Origin of the sequence: Pseudomonas sp. 382 (genome assembly GCF_002759075.1) — a bacterium.
Lineage (GTDB): Bacteria > Pseudomonadota > Gammaproteobacteria > Pseudomonadales > Pseudomonadaceae > Aquipseudomonas > Aquipseudomonas vlassakiae.
Window position 1 is genome coordinate 14,201 of the sequence record NZ_PEMX01000007.1, and the last position, 16,848, is coordinate 31,048.

Here is a 16,848-nt window from a genome sequence, read left to right on the forward strand (position 1 = left end):
AAGTGGAAGTGAACAATGTTCTCTTTCGCATTCCCTCCGAGACTGGCCATGAAAACCCGTTCCCGTCTGCTCGCCTGGTTGCCAGCTGTACTGCTCGGCCCGCTGCTGGCGCTGTGCAGTTCCCTGGCGCAGGCCGAAGCGCCCGCTGAGGCCGCCAAGGCCTTGCATTTACTGGACTACATTGGTGCCGACTATCCGCCAACCGTGGAAAACGGCACGGTCATCGACGACGGCGAATACCGCGAGCAGCAGGAATTCAGCACGGTTCTGGCCGACCTGGTCAAAGGCCTGCCGGCCAACGCCGAACAAGCCGGGCTTCAGCAGGGCGTGCAAGCGCTGCGCCAGGCCATCGACCAGCGCCAGGACGGCGCTGCGGTAGCCAAGCAGGCCCGCCAGTTGGGTGCGCGCCTGGCGGTGGCCTACGAGGTCAGCCAGGCCCCGGTAATCACCCCGGACCCCGCCCGAGGTGCGTCGCTGTATGCACAGAACTGCTCGATCTGCCACGGTGATACCGGCGCCGGTGATGGCCCGGCAGGTGTGGGCCTGGAACCCGCACCGGCCAACCTGCGGGACACCGCACGCCTCGACCAGTTGAGCCTGTTCGACCTTTACAACACCCTGGCGCTGGGGATCGACGGCACAGAAATGCCGTCCTTCGCCGATCAGCTGGATGAGCGCCAGCGCTGGGACGTGGCCGCCTACGTCGCCAGTTTTACGGCCAAGCCGGAAGCCGCCAAGGGCGACAAGACCTGGAACATCGCTGATCTGGCCCGCCAGACCCCGGCCGAAGTCGCCGCCAACGAAGGCGCTGCGTTGGTCGAGGCGTTCCGCGCTCAGCGTGCCCAGCCGCCGCAGGTCAAGCGCGGCCCGTCGCAGTTGCTCGCTTACACTGCCAGCACGCTGGACAAGAGCTTGGCGGCTTACCGTGCAGGCGATCGTGATCAGGCCTACGACCTGTCGGTAGCGGCTTATCTGGAAGGCTTCGAACTGGTTGAAAGCTCGCTGGACAACATCGATACCGTAGCGCGCAAGAGCACTGAAAAGACGCTGATGGCTTACCGTCAGTCGCTGCAGGATGGCCTGTCAGTCGCCCAGGCTGAACAGCGTCTGGCCGAAGCGAAAACCAAGCTCGACCAGGCCGCCAAGCTGCTGGGCAGCGATGGCCTGAGCTGGTCGCTGAGCTACATCTCCGGCCTACTCATCCTGCTGCGCGAAGGTCTTGAAGCCATTCTGGTTCTGGCGGCGATCCTGGCCTTCCTGCGCAACACCGGCCAGCAATCGGCCATGCGCAGCGTCAACATCGGCTGGGGCCTGGCGCTTGTCGCAGGCTTTGCCACCTGGGCCGTGGCGGCCTATGTGATCGACGTCGGCGGTGCCCAGCGTGAGCTGCTGGAAGGCAGTACGGCCTTGTTTGCCAGCGTGATGGTGCTGTGGTTGGGCGTGTGGATGCACGACCGACGTCATGCGGCTGCCTGGCAGGACTACATCAAGAGCAGCCTGGTCAGTGGCGGCGGGCGCTTCGGCTTTGCCGTGCTGGCGTTCTTCTCGGTGTACCGTGAGCTGTTCGAAGTGATCCTGTTCTACGAAACCCTGTGGCTGCAGGCTGGCCCGGCGGGTCACCAGGCGGTGCTCGCCGGAGGGGCCACTGCGCTGGTGCTGCTGGTGGGCCTGGCTTGGGTGATCCTGCGCGGGTCGGCCAAGCTGCCACTGTCGCTGTTCTTCAGCATCAACGCCGGGCTGCTGTGTGCCCTGTCGGTCGTGTTCGCCGGGCATGGCGTGAAGGCGCTGCAGGAGGCGGGCGTGCTGGGCACGCGGCCGATGGCGTTCTTCGAATTCGACTGGCTGGGGATTCACCCCGATGTTTACTCGCTGAGTGCGCAGGCGGTGGCGTTGCTGGCGATTCTGGTGTTGTATGGGCGTAGTCGCCTGAGCGAGAAGCGTCGGGCAACAGCTAACTGATTGGGGGCCGATGCGCGGCCCATCGCGACGCAAGGCCGCTCCTACAGACGATCGCGTTCCCTGTAGGAGCGGCCTTGTGTCGCGAAAGGAGGGCAAAGCCCTCCCAGCTTTCTCGAGGAAAAATGCAATGCGCATCTGGATCGACGCCGATGCCTGCCCCAAGGCAGCCAAGGACCTGATCGTCAAATTCGCCCTCAAGCGCCAGCTCGAGGTCATCATGGTTGCCGGCCAGGCCGTTGCCAAGCCGGCCTTCTCGATCGTCCGCCTGATCGTGGTGCCCAGCGGCATGGACGCGGCCGATGATTACCTGGTCGAGCACGCTGTGCCTGGCGAGCTGGTGATCTGCAGCGACGTACCGCTGGCCGACCGCCTGATCAAGAAGGGCGTGGCCGCGCTGGATCCGCGTGGCCGCGAGTTCGACGAACGCAACATGGGTGAGCGCCTGGCGGTGCGCAACCTGTTCACCGAGCTGCGTGAACAGGGCCAGGTCGGAGGCGGGCAGGCGCCCTATGGCGACCGCGAGAAGCAGGCGTTCGCCAATGCTCTGGACCGTATCCTCACCCGCCTGGGCAAGGGCTGATCACTCCCCTTCGTGTGTCAGCTCCAGCACCCGGTCGACCAGTTTGTAGATGCCACTGGCGGCTTCACTGATCGACTTGGCCACCATGTAGGCCGGGGTGGTCACCAGCTTGCGCTGGGTGTCTTCGACGATGTCATGCACATCACACACTTCGTGCTTGCCGCCCATCTTTTCCACCGCCGCCGCGGTACCTGCGTCATTGCCGATGGTGCAGACCACGCCCGGGCCATAGATCTTCGCCGCCAGCGCCGGCGAGATGCAGATCAGGCCGATCGGCTTGCAGGCTTCGGCGAAGGCTTCGGCCAGGCTCAGCACGTCCGGGTTTACCGTGCATTCGGTGCCTTCCACGGCAAAGTTGGACAGGTTCTTCGCCGCGCCGAAACCGCCGGGCACGATCAACGCATCGAAATCCTCGGCCTTTGCCTCACGGATGTCCTTCACTTCGCCACGGGCGATTCGCGCCGACTCGGTCAGCACATTGCGTGACTCGGGCATTTCCTGACCGGTCAGGTGGTCGATCACGTGCATCTGCGCAATGTTCGGCGCAAAGCACTGCACCTGTGCGCCGCGCTGGTCCAGGCGCAGCAGGGTGATCACGCTTTCGTGGATTTCCGCGCCGTCGTACACACCACAGCCGGAAAGAATCACCGCTACTTTCTTGGTCATGCTCATTACTCCATTTTCGAGGCGCTAAATGTCGTCTAGTTTGGCAGATGTGGCCATAGGGATTACGCCGGGCGCATCCTAATCTCTGTGGATAACCCTATCGAGCGTTGCCCATGGACCTGATTCTGCTGGCCGTGCCGTTCTTCTTCGTGCTGATCGCTGTGGAGCTGATTGCCGACCGCGTGCGCGGCCAACGCAACTTCACCCTTGCCGATTCGATCAACAGCCTGAGCACCGGCGCGCTGTCCACCAGCACCGGCCTGTTGACCAAAGGGGTCGGGCTGCTGAGCTATGCGCTGGCCTGGGAGCACCTTGCGCTGCTGCGTCTGCCGTCGAATGCCATGTGGGTCTGGCTGCTTGCTTTCGTGCTGTACGACCTGTGCTACTACTGGCTGCACCGTCTGGGGCACGAGCGCAACGTCCTGTGGGCGGCGCACTCGGTTCATCACCAGAGTGAGGAATACAACCTCACCACCGCCCTGCGCCAGACCAGCAGCGGCTTCATCTTCTCGTGGATCTTCTACTTGCCGCTGGCGCTGATCGGCGTGCCGCCCGTGGTGTTCATCACCGTGGCGTCGCTGAACCTGCTGTATCAGTTCTGGGTACATACCCGGCATATCCCCAAGCTTGGCTGGCTCGAGTGGGTGTTGATCACGCCCTCCAACCATCGCGTCCACCATGCGCAGAATCCTGTTTACTTGGATCGCAACTACGGCGGCGTGTTCATTGTCTGGGACCGTCTGTTCGGCACGTTCAGGGAGGAAGACCCGGCCGAGCCGGTCGTGTTCGGTGTGACCACGCCCTTGGCCAGCTGGAATCCGCTGTGGGCCAACCTGCAGTTCTACGCCCAGCTTTACAGCGATGCCCGCCGCACGCGCAGCTGGAAGGACAAGCTGCGCATCTGGTTCATGCCCACTGGCTGGCGCCCGGCCGATGTCGCGGCAGCTTATCCGCAGGCGAAGCAGAACCTGGCGTTGTTCCGCAAATTCGAGATTGCCCTGGGCCGGGCGTGGCAGGTGTACGTGGCGGTGCAGTTCGCGGTCTACATCGCGTTGGGCAGTTATCTGATGGACGTGGCCGAGCGTGTGCCAAGCGCCGCGCTGGTGCTGGGTTGGTCGCTGATGGCGTTTGGCTTGTTCGTGCTGGGTGCGGCCCTGGAAAACCGGCCGTGGGCGGTGCGCCTGGAACTGGCGCGCCTGCTGACGCTGGTGCCGGCGCTGTACCTGGCCGGCACGCTCGGCTTAGCGGTGGTCGTGCCCGTGTTCTGGCTGCTTCTCGGTGTTTACCTGCTGTTCAGCGTTGGCGGGCTGTTCTTCTGCCGCCGCGCGGCGTTCGGCACGCAGGGTACGAAAACGCCGGCGCAGCCAGAGCAGGCCACCCAGCAGCAACAGGCCGCCGAGCACCCATAGCTCGTACTTCTTGATGCTGCCCAGCATGCCTTCGAGGATAGCGCCGAAGTGATAGGCCGCCAGGCCCAATACCAGGGCCCAGACGGCGGCGCCGATGCCGTTGAGCAGCAGGTAGCGACGCGGCGAGTAGCCAGACAGGCCGATGGCGATCGGCATCACCGTGCGCAAGCCGTAGACGAAGCGGAAGCTCAGCACCCAGATGTCGGGGTGGCGGCGGATATGCTCCAGCGCGCGGTCACCCATGGCCTGCCAGCGCGGCTTGCGCGCAAGGATCTTGCGCCCGTGGCGTCGGCCCATGAAGTACCACAGCTGGTCGCCAGCGTAGCTGCCACAGAAGGCCACCAGAACCACCAGCTTGATGTCCATGTATTCGCGGAACGCGAGGAATCCCGCAAGTACCAGAATGGTCTCGCCTTCGAAGAAGGTGCCTAGAAAAAGGGCAAAGTAGCCGAAATCCTGCAGGAATTGTTGGAGCATTTTCTGAGGTGCTGGCGAAATGAACGCGCAGCCTACCCCTTCGCGCGCATTCGTGAAAGTGTCCAAATGTGTCTCGACGTGAACAATTCCTACACGGACAATACCGGCAGCCTTAAGTCGCGGCTTGCGCGAAGCGGTAACACAGCCGTCATAATGGGCGCTTATCTTGCCGCTCAATTGATCATAGGGCGTTAACGTCCTCAGGAACGTCAGATGAATAATGAAGTGCTAACCCCTGTCGCGATCAAGGACGCCCAGGCAGTCCCCGAACAGATGGTACAGACCCCGCCAGACCTGCCCGAGGTCGTCGAGCCGGTGGTCGAAGTCGCCGCTCCGGCCCCTGCGCCGACGCCGGCCATTGCCGTCCCGAGCCTGGACGACAGCAGCCTGTACATTCATCGCGAACTTTCCCAGCTGCAATTCAACATCCGTGTGCTGGAGCAGGCGCTGGACGAATCGTACCCGCTGCTCGAGCGCCTCAAATTCCTGCTGATCTTTTCCAGCAACCTCGACGAGTTCTTCGAGATTCGCGTCGCCGGCCTGAAGAAGCAGATCAACTTCGCCCGCGAACTGGCCGGCGCCGATGGGCTGCAGCCGCATCAGGCGCTGGCACGTATCAGTGAGCTGGTGCACATCGAGGTGGAGCGCCAGTACGCGATCCTCAACGATGTGCTGCTGCCGGAGCTGGAAAAGCACGCCATCCGCTTCATTCGTCGCCGCTACTGGACACCCAAGCTCAAGTCGTGGGTGCGCCGTTACTTCCGCGACGAGATCGCGCCGATCATCACCCCGATCGGCCTTGACCCGACCCACCCGTTCCCGCTGCTGGTGAACAAGAGCCTGAACTTCATCGTCGAGCTCGAAGGGGTCGACGCCTTCGGCCGCGATTCCGGCCTGGCGATCATCCCGGCGCCACGCCTGCTGCCGCGCGTGATTCGTGTGCCGGAGGAGGTTGGCGGCCCAGGCGATAATTATGTCTTCCTGTCGTCGATGATCCATGCCCACGCCGATGACCTGTTCCAGGGCATGAAGGTGAAGGGTTGCTACCAGTTCCGCCTGACCCGCAACGCCGACCTGGCGCTGGACTCCGAAGAGGTCGACGACCTTGCCCGTGCGCTGCGCGGTGAGCTTTTCTCGCGCCGCTACGGCGATGCCGTGCGACTGGAAGTTGCCGACACTTGCCCTAAACACCTGTCGGACTACCTGCTCAAGCAATTCAGCCTGAGCGAGAGCGAGCTCTACCAGGTCAACGGCCCGGTCAACCTGACCCGCCTGTTCAGCATCACCGGCCTCGACAGCCACCCGGAGCTGCAGTACACGCCATTCACCCCGGCGATCCCCAAGCTGCTGCAGAACGCGGACAACATCTTCAGCGTGATCGGCAAGCAGGACATCCTGCTGATGCACCCGTTCGAGTCCTTCACCCCGGTGATCGACCTGCTGCGCCAGGCCGCCAAGGACCCGCACGTGCTCGCCGTGCGCCAGACCCTGTACCGTTCAGGGGCCAACTCGGAAATCGTCGACGCCTTGGTGGATGCGGCGCGTAACGGCAAGGAGGTCACTGCGGTGATCGAATTGCGCGCGCGCTTCGACGAAGAGTCCAACCTGCAGATGGCCAGCCGCCTGCAGGCTGCCGGTGCGGTGGTGATCTACGGTGTGGTCGGGTTCAAGACCCACGCCAAGATGATGCTGATCCTGCGCCGCGAGCAGGGCGAGATCGTGCGCTATGCGCACCTCGGTACCGGCAACTACCACGCCGGTAACGCCCGCCTGTACACCGACTACAGCCTGCTGACCTCCGACGACGCCCTCACCGAGGACGTCGGCAAGCTGTTCAGCCAGCTGATCGGCATGGGCAAGACCCTGCGCATGAAGAAGCTGCTGCACGCACCATTCACCCTGAAGAAGGGCATGCTCGACATGATCGCCCGGGAGACTCAGTTCGCCCTGGAAGGCAAGCCCGCGCACATCATCGCCAAGTTCAACTCGCTGACCGACGCCAAGGTCATCAAGGCGCTGTACAAGGCCAGCCAGTCGGGCGTGAAGATCGACCTGGTGGTGCGCGGCATGTGCTGCCTGCGTCCAGGCATTCCGGGGGTTTCGCACAACATTCAGGTGCGCTCGATCATCGGCCGCTTCCTCGAGCACACGCGGGTGTTCTACTTCCTCAATGGCGGCGAAGAGCAGATCTACCTGTCCAGTGCCGACTGGATGGAACGCAACCTCGACAAGCGCGTCGAGACGTGCTTCCCGGTCGAGGGCAAGAAGTTGTTGCTGCGGGTGAAAAAGGAGCTGGAAGGCTACCTGACCGACAACACCCACGCCTGGACCTTGCAGCCTGACGGGCGCTACGTGCGCAGCACCCCGACCGGCAACCAGAACCCGCGCAGTGCCCAGGCGACCCTGCTGGAGCGCCTGAGCAACCCGGTCCTCAACGTACGCTGAGGACGAAGCCGACCCGGGCCAGCCACTCCGCCTCATTGGCGAAGTCGGCCTGGGTCAGCTGGTTCTGTTCCAGCCAGCCTTCAGGGAACACCACTTCAAGGCTGTCTTCGCCGGCCTGCAGCTCTACCTTGGGCATCTGCTGGTTGCCACGGATGTGGTGGAACAGGATGGCGAAGCGCAGCAGCACGCACAGGCGGATCAGCTGCACGGCTTCGTCGCCGAATTCCAAAAACTTGTCCTTGGGGATGTTGCGCCGATGGCCGCGAACCAGCAGCGCCATCATCTGCTGCTCGTCGCGAGAAAACCCCGCCAGGTCGGAGTGCTCGATCAGGTAGGCGCCATGCTTGTGATAATGGTAATGGGCGATATCCAGGCCGATTTCATGAATTTTCGCCGCCCAGCCCAGCAGGTCGCGCCAGTTGCCTTCTTCAAGCTTCCAGGCCTTGGCCACCTGGTCGAAGGCGTGCAGTGCCTTGCGTTCGACGCGTGCCGCCTGGCCCTGATCGACGTGATAACGCTCCATCAGCGAATTGAGGGTGCGCTCGCGTACATCCTCGTGGTGGTGGCGGCCGAGCAGGTCGAACAGCACGCCTTCACGCAAGGCGCCGTCGCAGTGGTCCATGCGCTGCAGCTCCAGGGCGTCGAAAATGGCTTCGAGAATCGCCAGGCCGGCCGGGAAGATGGCCCGCCGGTCGGGTTTGATGCCTTCGAAATCGATCTTGTCGGCCTCGCCGAGCTTGAACAGCTTGCGCTTGACCCAGGCCAGGCCCTCGGCATTCACCTCGCCGTTGCCCAGGCCGCCGGCCTTGATTGCGGCGCCGATGGCGCGGATGGTGCCGGACGAGCCGATGGCCTCGTCCCAGGTCAGGCGATGCAGGGCGTTTTCGATGCTCATCAGTTCCAGGCGTGCGGCGGTGTAGGCCTGGGCGTAGCGCGCCGGGGTGATCTTGCCGTCGCGGAAGTAGCGCTGGGTGAAGCTCACGCAGCCCATTTGCAGGCTTTCGCGCAGCAGCGGTTCGAAGCGCTGGCCGATGATGAACTCGGTACTGCCGCCGCCAATGTCGGCGACCAGGCGCTTGCCGGGCGTGTCGGCCAGGGTGTGCGACACGCCGAGGTAGATCAGGCGTGCCTCTTCACGGCCGGAGATGACTTCGACCGGGTGGCCGAGAATGGCTTCGGCGCGCTGGATGAATTCGTTGCGGTTGCGCGCTTCGCGCAAGGCATTGGTGCCGACGATGCGCACGGAGCCTGCCGGCATGCCGTTGATCAGTTGGGCAAAACGCTTGAGGCATTCCAGGCCTCGCTCCATGGCTTCTTCGCTGAGCTTGCGCTCATCGTCGATGCCGGCGGCCAGCTGAACCTTCTCGCCGAGCCGCTCGAGAATGCGGATTTCGGTATGGTGAGCCTTGGCCACGACCATGTGGAAGCTGTTGGAGCCCAGGTCGATGGCGGCGATCAGGGACAGGTTCTTCGCGGAGGTATGCGGCATTCTGTGTGTTCTCGGTCGGTAACCCGGCAATCGTGCCACGATCCTTGGCTGACGCCAACGCGCACCGCACCGGGCCTTGATGCAAGGCAATGTGCCATTCCATGCTATGACACTTGTGTGACAGTTTGGATTCGTGGTGTCTTGCACAACTATAGTTACACTCAATCGTCCGTGACTTCCTGTAGGGCCTGGGTGCCGCTATCATGGGCCACGTTTTTTTGCTTACGACCCTGGAGATATCCATGAGCAGCGATCTGATCAAACACGTCACCGACGCCACCTTCGATGCCGAAGTCCTGCAGGCTCAAGGCCCGGTGCTGGTCGACTACTGGGCTGAATGGTGCGGTCCATGCAAGATGATCGCTCCGGTTCTGGACGACATCGCCTCCTCCTATGAGGGCAAACTGACCGTCGCCAAGCTGAACATCGACGAAAACCAGGAAACCCCGGCCAAGCACGGCGTGCGTGGCATCCCGACCCTGATGCTGTTCAAGAACGGCAACGTCGAAGCCACCAAGGTCGGCGCTTTGTCCAAATCGCAGCTGGCCGCGTTCCTCGACGCCCACCTGTGATGTGAAGAAAAAACCCCGCAAATGCGGGGTTTTTTCTTTTTCAGAGCACTGGACGCAGAAAAAAGCAAGTGTTACATTCGGCCTCGCACTGCTTCTTCAGTGCCCTCTGCACGCCGTCGCCGAAGCATCCCTAATTCGAATCAGTACGCGATCCTGTCGCCATCAAGCGGCGCGGCCTCATTAAGCCAAAGCTTAATTCTCCCTTCTTACATGATTACGTCATTCCCCTTATGAACCTGACTGAACTCAAGCAAAAGCCGATTACCGATCTTTTGGAAATGGCCGAACAGATGGGCATCGAAAACATGGCCCGTTCGCGCAAACAGGACGTGATTTTCGCCCTGCTGAAAAAGCACGCGAAAAGCGGCGAAGAGATCTCGGGTGACGGCGTGCTGGAGATTCTCCAGGATGGTTTCGGTTTCCTGCGTTCGGCTGATGCGTCCTACCTGGCCGGCCCTGACGACATCTACGTCTCGCCAAGCCAGATCCGCCGTTTCAACCTGCGTACCGGCGACACCATCGTCGGCAAGATCCGCCCACCGAAGGAAGGGGAGCGTTACTTCGCCCTGCTGAAGGTCGACACCATCAATTTCGACCGCCCGGAAAACGCGAAGAACAAGATCCTCTTCGAAAACCTGACGCCGCTGTTCCCGAACAAGCGCCTGAAGATGGAAGCCGGCAACGGCTCCACCGAAGACTTGACCGGTCGCGTCATCGACCTGTGCGCCCCGATCGGCAAAGGCCAGCGTGGCCTGATCGTCGCTCCGCCGAAAGCCGGTAAGACCATCATGCTGCAGAACATCGCGGCGAACATCACCCGTAACAACCCAGAGTGCCACCTGATCGTCCTGCTGATCGACGAGCGCCCTGAAGAAGTGACCGAAATGCAGCGCACCGTGCGCGGCGAAGTGGTCGCTTCGACCTTCGACGAGCCGCCAACCCGCCACGTGCAAGTTGCCGAGATGGTGATCGAGAAGGCCAAGCGCCTGGTCGAGCACAAGAAGGACGTGGTCATCCTGCTGGACTCCATTACCCGTCTGGCCCGTGCCTACAACACCGTGATCCCGAGCTCCGGCAAGGTACTGACCGGTGGTGTCGACGCCCATGCACTGGAGAAGCCGAAGCGTTTCTTCGGCGCCGCGCGTAACATCGAGGAAGGCGGCTCGCTGACCATCATCGCCACCGCGCTGGTCGAAACCGGCTCGAAGATGGACGAAGTGATCTACGAAGAGTTCAAGGGTACCGGCAACATGGAGCTGCCCCTGGACCGTCGTATCGCCGAGAAGCGTGTGTTCCCGGCCATCAACATCAACCGTTCCGGTACCCGCCGCGAAGAGTTGCTGACCGCCGACGACGAACTGCAGCGCATGTGGATCCTGCGCAAGCTGCTGCACCCGATGGACGAGATCGCCGCCATCGAGTTCCTGGTCGACAAGCTCAAGCAGACCAAGACCAACGACGAGTTCTTCTTGTCGATGAAGCGCAAGTAAGAACGTCGTACCACACGAAAAGCCGGGGAAACCCGGCTTTTTGCTATCTGTACTTTGGCTATTGCTGCCCTATCGGCGCTACACTCTGCACCCCGACCGATACGGCCAATACGAGGCTCATGCATGCAGTATCGCGATTTGCGCGACTTCATCCGTGGCCTGGAGCAGCGCGGTGAACTCAAGCGCATCCAGGTTCCGATTTCCCCAGTCCTGGAAATGACCGAGGTCTGCGACCGCACCCTGCGCGCCAAGGGCCCGGCTTTGTTGTTCGAAAAGCCCACCGGCTTCGATATGCCGGTGCTTGGCAACCTGTTCGGCACACCAGAGCGCGTGGCCATGGGCATGGGTGCCGAGTCGGTAGACGAACTGCGCGAGATCGGCAAACTGCTGGCCTTCCTCAAGGAGCCCGAGCCGCCGAAAGGCCTGAAAGATGCCTGGTCCAAGCTGCCGATCTTCAAAAAGGTCGTGTCGATGGCACCCAAGGTGGTCAAGGATGCGGTGTGCCAGGAAGTGGTCGTCGAGGGTGACGATGTCGACCTCGGCCAGTTGCCGATCCAGCACTGCTGGCCGGGCGACGTGGCGCCGCTCATCACCTGGGGCCTGACTGTGACGCGTGGTCCGAACAAGGACCGCCAGAACCTGGGCATCTACCGCCAGCAGGTGATCGGCCGCAACAAGGTGATCATGCGCTGGCTGAGCCACCGAGGCGGCGCGCTGGACTACCGTGAGTGGTGCGAAAAGAACCCGGGCCAGCCGTTCCCGGTCGCCGTGGCCCTGGGCGCTGACCCGGCCACCATCCTTGGCGCCGTGACGCCAGTACCGGACACCCTCTCCGAATACGCCTTTGCCGGCCTGCTGCGTGGCAATCGTACTGAGCTGGTCAAGTGCCGTGGCAGCAACCTGCAGGTACCCGCCACCGCTGAGATCATCCTCGAAGGCGTGATACACCCGGGCGAAATGGCCCCGGAAGGCCCTTATGGCGATCACACCGGCTATTACAACGAGGTGGACAGCTTCCCGGTGTTCACCGTCGAGCGCATCACCCACCGGCAAAACCCGATCTACCACAGCACCTACACGGGCCGGCCGCCGGATGAGCCGGCGATTCTGGGGGTGGCACTGAACGAAGTGTTCGTGCCGATCCTGCAGAAGCAGTTCCCGGAAATCGTCGATTTCTACCTGCCGCCTGAAGGCTGCTCGTACCGCATGGCTGTGGTGACCATGAAAAAGCAATACCCAGGCCACGCCAAGCGCGTGATGCTGGGTGTGTGGTCGTTCCTGCGACAGTTCATGTACACCAAGTTCGTTATCGTCACCGACGACGACATCAACGCTCGCGACTGGAACGACGTGATCTGGGCCATTACCACGCGCATGGACCCCAAGCGTGATACGGTGATGATCGACAACACCCCGATCGATTACCTCGACTTCGCGTCGCCGGTATCCGGGCTGGGGTCGAAGATGGGCCTGGACGCCACGCACAAGTGGCCGGGCGAGACTACACGCGAATGGGGCCGGGTTATCGTCAAGGACGAGGCCGTCACCCGCCGTATCGATGAGCTGTGGGATCAGTTGGGAATAGATTGATGCAGGTAACGTTGCAGCCGTCCGGGGCGGTGCTGGCGCTTGAACCCGGGGAACGGATCCTGGATGGAGCGCGGCGGCTGGGCTATGACTGCCCGAATAGCTGCCGCAATGGCAATTGCCATGTCTGCGCCGCGTTGTTGGTCGAAGGAAGCGTGCGTCAGGACGGTGAAGTCCGTGACCATGGCGAGTTGTTTACCTGTATTGCCGAACCGCTGGAGGACTGTGTGTTGCTCTGGGATGGTGTGCTGGCCCCGGGCGAGCTGCCCGTGCGCAAACTGGCGTGCAGCCTGAGCGAATGCGTCGAGGTCGGTGGCGACGTCTGGCGCGTGCGCTTGCTGGCGCCAGCCGGCAAGCCGCCGCGTTACCATGCTGGGCAGTACCTGATGATCGAGCGCGAGGGCGGCAAGCCGGCGGCCTTTTCGCTGGCTTCTGCGCCACATTCCGGGCGCGAGCTTGAGCTGCATGTGCTGGGCCGCGAGGCTAGCGCGCTGCAGTTGCTGGCGCAGTTGCAGCGTGACCGCATGGCGCGGATCGAAATGCCATTCGGCGATACCCACCTCGCCGAGCTGCCTGACGGGCCGCTGGTGCTGATTGCCGCTGGCACCGGCATGGGCCAGATGCACAGCTTGGTCGAACATTGCCGCGCCCAGGGCTTCAAGCACCCGGTGCACCTGTACTGGGGCGTGCGCCGCCCGGAAGACTTCTACAGCATCGAGCATTGGGCTGAATGGGAGCGCTTGCCCAACCTGTTCTTGCACAAAGTGGTCAGTGACCTCTGTGGCTGGGAAGGGCGTTGCGGCATGCTGCACGACGCGGTGCGTGAAGATGTGAAAGACCTCAATACCGTGCATGTGTATGCCAGTGGTTCGCCGAACATGGTCTACGCCACCCTCGACGCCTTGGTCGAGGCTGGCATGGATGCGCATCGCATGCGCGCCGATGTGTTTGCCTACGCACCACGCGCTTAATAACCGAAGTTTGAAGTAGTGGGTATAAGGCGGTCATTGTTACCGCCTTGGCCATTAACTTTCGCGGCCATCGAAACAATACTTCCCAGTCGTCGGAACTGCGCATGAAACTCTGTTCATGGGACTTGAGTATTGGCGTATTTCTATCCTATGGTTACTGCAAGCGCCGCTGGCGCGGCCGCACAGGCCACGTCATCAGCGCCTCCCGCTTTATGCGTAGTAAACAGGGAATAATGGCGGCAGCTTATGTCGGCACTTGAAAGTTTGTCCTGGGAAGTTGCCTATCCTCCGGCGCTCGACTTCGGTCAGCAACTCACCCGTGAGCAATTGCTCACTTCCATGCAAATGACCATGTCTCGCCACGAAGGTGGCCCTGTCTGGTTGTTTGCCTATGGCTCGTTGATCTGGCGCCCGGAATGCAATTCGGTGGAGCGCCAACGGGCGCGAGTGCATGGTTATCACCGTGGGTTGTACCTGTGGTCGCATGAGCACCGCGGTACGCCGGAAACGCCAGGCTTGGTGTTCGGCCTTGATCGCGGCGGCTCCTGCAGCGGTTTTGCCTACCGACTTGAAGACAGCAACCTCGATGATTCGCTGATGGCCCTGTGGCAGCGGGAAATGCCTTATCCGGCGTATCGGCCGCACTGGCTTAGCTGCCGACTGGATGATGGCAGCAAGGTACAGGCCTTGGGCTTCGTACTGGAGCGGCACTTGCCGTGTTATGCAGGCAACTTGCCCGATACGTTGCTTAGCCAGATTCTGGCCAGTGCCAAGGGGCGCTACGGCACCACGCGGGATTATGTCGAGCAGACACTGAATGCGCTGCGCAGCCATCAGATGCCGGATCGCAACCTCGAGGCACGGTTCCGGCGCTGCCATAACCTGCACGGCCCTCTTCGCGGCGGTTCGACGCCTCGATAAACCCGTTCCCACAGGCACTGCGCAATCTTTCTATATTACGCGGTCTCTGTGGCAGCGGGTTCACCCGCGAAGAGGCCAGACCTACCCTTACTGGGCCAATACCACCAACTTACCCACAGCCCGCCGTTGCCCAAGTTCTTCAATGGCTGCCCCGGCTTCAGCCAGTGGATAAGTCTTCGACACCAACGGTTTCAACTTGCCCTCGGTATGCCAGGCAAACAGCTGCCGGAAGTTCGCCGCATTGTCCTCGGGCTGGCGCTGGGCAAAGGCCCCCCAGAACACCCCAAGCACCGCGGCCCCCTTGAGCAGCACCAGGTTTGCCGCCATCTGCGGAATCGTCCCGCTGGCAAACCCCACCACCAGCAGTCGGCCCTGCCACGCCAGTCCGCGCACGGCCTGGTCGAACAGCTCACCGCCTACCGGATCGTAGATCACATCCACGCCCTGGCCGCCGGTCAGGCGTTTGATCTCTTCCTTGAGGCTGGCCTGGCTGTAGTCGATCGTTTCGTCAGCCCCTGCGGCCTTGGCAACGGCAAGTTTCTCGGCGCTGCTGGCTGCGGCGATCACTCTTGCGCCCATGGCTTTGCCAATTTCTACCGCTGCCAAGCCAACACCACCGGAGGCACCGAGCACCAGCAGGGTTTCGCCGGGCTGCAGCTGGCCGCGCTGCTTCAATGCATGCATCGAGGTGCCATAGGTCATGCCGAACGCGGCGGCGGTGGCAAAATCCATGTGCTCGGGAATTGGCATCACGTTGTAGAACGGCACTGCCACCTGCTCGGCAAATGCTCCCCAGCCGGTCAGGGCCATCACCCGGTCGCCGACTTTGAAGGCCCCAGCCCGTTCGCCGACCGCTGCGATCACCCCAGCGGCTTCGCCACCCGGTGAAAAAGGCAGGGGTGGCTGGAACTGGTATTTGCCTTCGATGATCAGCGTGTCGGGGAAATTGACCCCGGCGGCCTGCACATCGAGCAGGATCTCGTTCTTCTTCGGTACCGGACTGGCCACGTCCTCCAGCACCAGGTCACGAGCTGGGCCCAGGGTTTTGCACAACACAGCTTTCATCGGGCTATTCCTTTGCGTGTAGTGGCCGATAAGTGTAGGAGGGTCGTCTGCCGGGTCAACGAGCATGGCCCGCCCTGATGTGCTGGCATAAGCCTGGGCTTGGGTTTGAACGGCATGCTGGGTAAGCTGGCGCCAATTGTTTTGAGGAGCGAATTCGTGAAAGCGTGGATCTTGATGGTACTGGCGCTGATGCTGCCAGCGGCGGCCATGGCCGAGGAAGCCAAGGAAGGGGAGCCGAAGGTTTCCTATATCACCCTGAGCCCGCCCTTCGTCGGCAACTACGCCCTCGATGGCAGCCCCAAGCTGCGTGTGTACAAGGCCGATGTGGCCCTGCGCGTAACGGGCGACGCCGCAGCGGCTGCGGTCAAGCACCAGGAGCCGCTGATCCGCAACCAGCTGGTGGCACTGTTCACCCAGCAGACGGTGGACAGCATGAGCAACGTCGACGCCAAGGAGAAGCTGCGCCAGGAAGCGTTGAAGCAGGTGCAGCAGGTGATGGAGTCGGAAGAGGGCAAGCCGATTGTCGAGGATCTGCTGTTCAACAACCTGATTGTTCAATAACGCAACATGCTCAAGTTGAAGCCTGCAGGAGCGGCCTTGTGTCGCGAATGGGCTGCGTAGCAGCCCCGGCATTCTAAGCGGCGAAGCTGAAATCCTGGGGCTGCTGCGCAGCCCTTTCGCGACACAAGGCCGCTCCTGCAGTTGGTCGCGATTGCTCGTGCTCAGCGCGCCAGCGCAATGATCGCCGCCCACTGCTCTTCAGTTACCGGCATCACCGACAACCGAGTGCCTTTCTGCACTAGCGGCAACTCTGCCAGCGCACTCTGCTGCTTCAGCAAACCCAGCCCCAGCACCTGACGGAAATTTTTCACGTGGGCCACATCTACCGCGCTCCACGGGTTCTTCTCGGCATTGGCCCTGGCGTCGAAGTAGTGGCTTTGCGGGTCCAGTGCCGTCGGGTCCGGGTAGGCCGCCGTGGTGATACGGGCGATACCGGCAATGCCCGGCTGCGGGCAGCTGGAGTGGTAGAAGAAAAACTCGTCGCCTACGCTCATGGCCCGTATGAAATTGCGCGCCTGGTAGTTGCGTACGCCATCCCAGCGCGCCTCGCCCAGCCGGCCAAGGTCTTCGATCGAGAGCTCCTCGGGCTCGGATTTCATCAGCCAATAGGCCATGGATACTGCTCCTGAAAAGGTTTGAAATAACCTGTTGCACGA

14 protein-coding genes and 1 pseudogene are annotated in these 16,848 nt (G+C 62.2%); 10 read left to right on the forward strand and 5 right to left on the reverse strand.

The window, feature by feature from the left end; genetic code table 11:
- Positions 1 to 15: 15 nt before the first annotated feature.
- The gene (locus CQW31_RS10265) at positions 16 to 1,959 is read left to right on the forward strand and encodes an FTR1 family protein (protein ID WP_099814413.1); all 1,944 of its coding nucleotides are present in this window, start codon (positions 16 to 18) and stop codon (positions 1,957 to 1,959) included.
- A gap of 127 nt (positions 1,960 to 2,086) precedes the next feature.
- Positions 2,087 to 2,539, forward strand: coding sequence for a YaiI/YqxD family protein (locus CQW31_RS10270; protein ID WP_099814414.1), 453 nt, complete (start codon positions 2,087 to 2,089; stop codon positions 2,537 to 2,539).
- On the opposite strand, the gene elbB is transcribed toward CQW31_RS10270, so the two are convergent.
- Positions 2,540 to 3,205 (reverse strand): isoprenoid biosynthesis glyoxalase ElbB, encoded by a 666-nt coding sequence (elbB, locus tag CQW31_RS10275; RefSeq protein WP_099814415.1) that lies wholly within the window; start codon positions 3,203 to 3,205, stop codon positions 2,540 to 2,542.
- A 341-nt stretch (positions 3,206 to 3,546) separates the two neighbouring features.
- Between elbB and CQW31_RS31610 the strand changes: the two are divergent.
- Positions 3,547 to 3,945, forward strand: a pseudogene (locus CQW31_RS31610) (sterol desaturase family protein); the annotation flags it as partial.
- Between the two features lie 501 nt (positions 3,946 to 4,446).
- Here the strand turns inward: CQW31_RS31610 and CQW31_RS10285 are convergent.
- The gene (locus CQW31_RS10285; protein ID WP_177332348.1) at positions 4,447 to 5,091 is read right to left on the reverse strand and encodes a DedA family protein; all 645 of its coding nucleotides are present in this window, start codon (positions 5,089 to 5,091) and stop codon (positions 4,447 to 4,449) included.
- A 213-nt stretch (positions 5,092 to 5,304) separates the two neighbouring features.
- Here CQW31_RS10285 and ppk1 point away from each other — a divergent pair, with 213 nt between their 5' ends.
- Positions 5,305 to 7,536 (forward strand): polyphosphate kinase 1, encoded by a 2,232-nt coding sequence (ppk1, locus tag CQW31_RS10290; protein WP_054883906.1) that lies wholly within the window; start codon positions 5,305 to 5,307, stop codon positions 7,534 to 7,536.
- Here the strand turns inward: ppk1 and ppx are convergent.
- Complete coding sequence (gene ppx, locus CQW31_RS10295; protein WP_099814416.1) at positions 7,523 to 9,025, reverse strand: exopolyphosphatase; 1,503 nt, start codon at positions 9,023 to 9,025, stop codon at positions 7,523 to 7,525. The two genes, ppk1 and ppx, sit on opposite strands and share 14 nt — an antisense overlap.
- Positions 9,026 to 9,267: 242 nt before the next feature.
- On the opposite strand from ppx, the gene trxA reads away from it, so the two are divergent.
- The 5 genes from trxA to CQW31_RS10320 all read left to right on the forward strand — a co-directional run bounded on the left by trxA (position 9,268) and on the right by CQW31_RS10320 (position 14,566).
- Positions 9,268 to 9,597 (forward strand): thioredoxin TrxA, encoded by a 330-nt coding sequence (trxA, locus tag CQW31_RS10300; protein ID WP_054883904.1) that lies wholly within the window; start codon positions 9,268 to 9,270, stop codon positions 9,595 to 9,597.
- A gap of 230 nt (positions 9,598 to 9,827) precedes the next feature.
- Positions 9,828 to 11,087 carry a transcription termination factor Rho gene (gene rho, locus CQW31_RS10305; protein WP_003253661.1) on the forward strand — a complete coding sequence of 420 codons (1,260 nt, stop codon included), beginning with the start codon at positions 9,828 to 9,830 and terminating at the stop codon, positions 11,085 to 11,087.
- Between the two features lie 123 nt (positions 11,088 to 11,210).
- Positions 11,211 to 12,677, forward strand: coding sequence for a 4-hydroxy-3-polyprenylbenzoate decarboxylase (gene ubiD / locus CQW31_RS10310; protein ID WP_099814417.1), 1,467 nt, complete (start codon positions 11,211 to 11,213; stop codon positions 12,675 to 12,677).
- Positions 12,677 to 13,645, forward strand: a complete 969-nt coding sequence (locus CQW31_RS10315) for a CDP-6-deoxy-delta-3,4-glucoseen reductase (RefSeq protein WP_054883902.1) — start codon at positions 12,677 to 12,679, stop codon at positions 13,643 to 13,645. Before ubiD ends, CQW31_RS10315 begins: the two co-directional genes overlap by 1 nt.
- Before the next feature lie 246 nt (positions 13,646 to 13,891).
- The gene (locus CQW31_RS10320; RefSeq protein ID WP_054883901.1) at positions 13,892 to 14,566 is read left to right on the forward strand and encodes a gamma-glutamylcyclotransferase; all 675 of its coding nucleotides are present in this window, start codon (positions 13,892 to 13,894) and stop codon (positions 14,564 to 14,566) included.
- 87 nt (positions 14,567 to 14,653) lie between these two features.
- Here CQW31_RS10320 and CQW31_RS10325 read toward each other — a convergent pair whose 3' ends face one another.
- A complete protein-coding gene (locus CQW31_RS10325; RefSeq protein ID WP_099814418.1) occupies positions 14,654 to 15,631 on the reverse strand; it encodes an NADPH:quinone oxidoreductase family protein in 978 nt (325 codons plus the stop codon).
- Positions 15,632 to 15,787: 156 nt separating this feature from the next.
- Here CQW31_RS10325 and CQW31_RS10330 point away from each other — a divergent pair, with 156 nt between their 5' ends.
- Positions 15,788 to 16,192 carry a flagellar basal body-associated protein FliL gene (locus CQW31_RS10330; protein WP_027920870.1) on the forward strand — a complete coding sequence of 135 codons (405 nt, stop codon included), beginning with the start codon at positions 15,788 to 15,790 and terminating at the stop codon, positions 16,190 to 16,192.
- A 161-nt stretch (positions 16,193 to 16,353) separates the two neighbouring features.
- Here the strand turns inward: CQW31_RS10330 and CQW31_RS10335 are convergent, their stop codons facing one another.
- Positions 16,354 to 16,806: an EVE domain-containing protein gene (locus tag CQW31_RS10335; RefSeq protein ID WP_099814419.1), complete on the reverse strand. Its 453-nt coding sequence runs from the start codon at positions 16,804 to 16,806 to the stop codon at positions 16,354 to 16,356.
- Between the last annotated feature and the right edge of the window lie 42 nt (positions 16,807 to 16,848).

Coding starts and splice junctions, on each gene's coding strand:
- CQW31_RS10315 (WP_054883902.1), top strand. CDS start 12,677: ATGCAGGTAACGTTGCAGCCGTCCGGGGCGGTGCTGGCGCTTGAACCC.
- CQW31_RS10270 (WP_099814414.1), top strand. CDS start 2,087: ATGCGCATCTGGATCGACGCCGATGCCTGCCCCAAGGCAGCCAAGGAC.
- ppx (WP_099814416.1), bottom strand. CDS start 9,025: ATGCCGCATACCTCCGCGAAGAACCTGTCCCTGATCGCCGCCATCGAC.
- trxA (WP_054883904.1), top strand. CDS start 9,268: ATGAGCAGCGATCTGATCAAACACGTCACCGACGCCACCTTCGATGCC.
- CQW31_RS10265 (WP_099814413.1), top strand. CDS start 16: ATGTTCTCTTTCGCATTCCCTCCGAGACTGGCCATGAAAACCCGTTCC.
- ubiD (WP_099814417.1), top strand. CDS start 11,211: ATGCAGTATCGCGATTTGCGCGACTTCATCCGTGGCCTGGAGCAGCGC.
- elbB (WP_099814415.1), bottom strand. CDS start 3,205: ATGACCAAGAAAGTAGCGGTGATTCTTTCCGGCTGTGGTGTGTACGAC.
- CQW31_RS10320 (WP_054883901.1), top strand. CDS start 13,892: ATGTCGGCACTTGAAAGTTTGTCCTGGGAAGTTGCCTATCCTCCGGCG.
- ppk1 (WP_054883906.1), top strand. CDS start 5,305: ATGAATAATGAAGTGCTAACCCCTGTCGCGATCAAGGACGCCCAGGCA.
- CQW31_RS10285 (WP_177332348.1), bottom strand. CDS start 5,091: ATGCTCCAACAATTCCTGCAGGATTTCGGCTACTTTGCCCTTTTTCTA.
- CQW31_RS10335 (WP_099814419.1), bottom strand. CDS start 16,806: ATGGCCTATTGGCTGATGAAATCCGAGCCCGAGGAGCTCTCGATCGAA.
- rho (WP_003253661.1), top strand. CDS start 9,828: ATGAACCTGACTGAACTCAAGCAAAAGCCGATTACCGATCTTTTGGAA.
- CQW31_RS10325 (WP_099814418.1), bottom strand. CDS start 15,631: ATGAAAGCTGTGTTGTGCAAAACCCTGGGCCCAGCTCGTGACCTGGTG.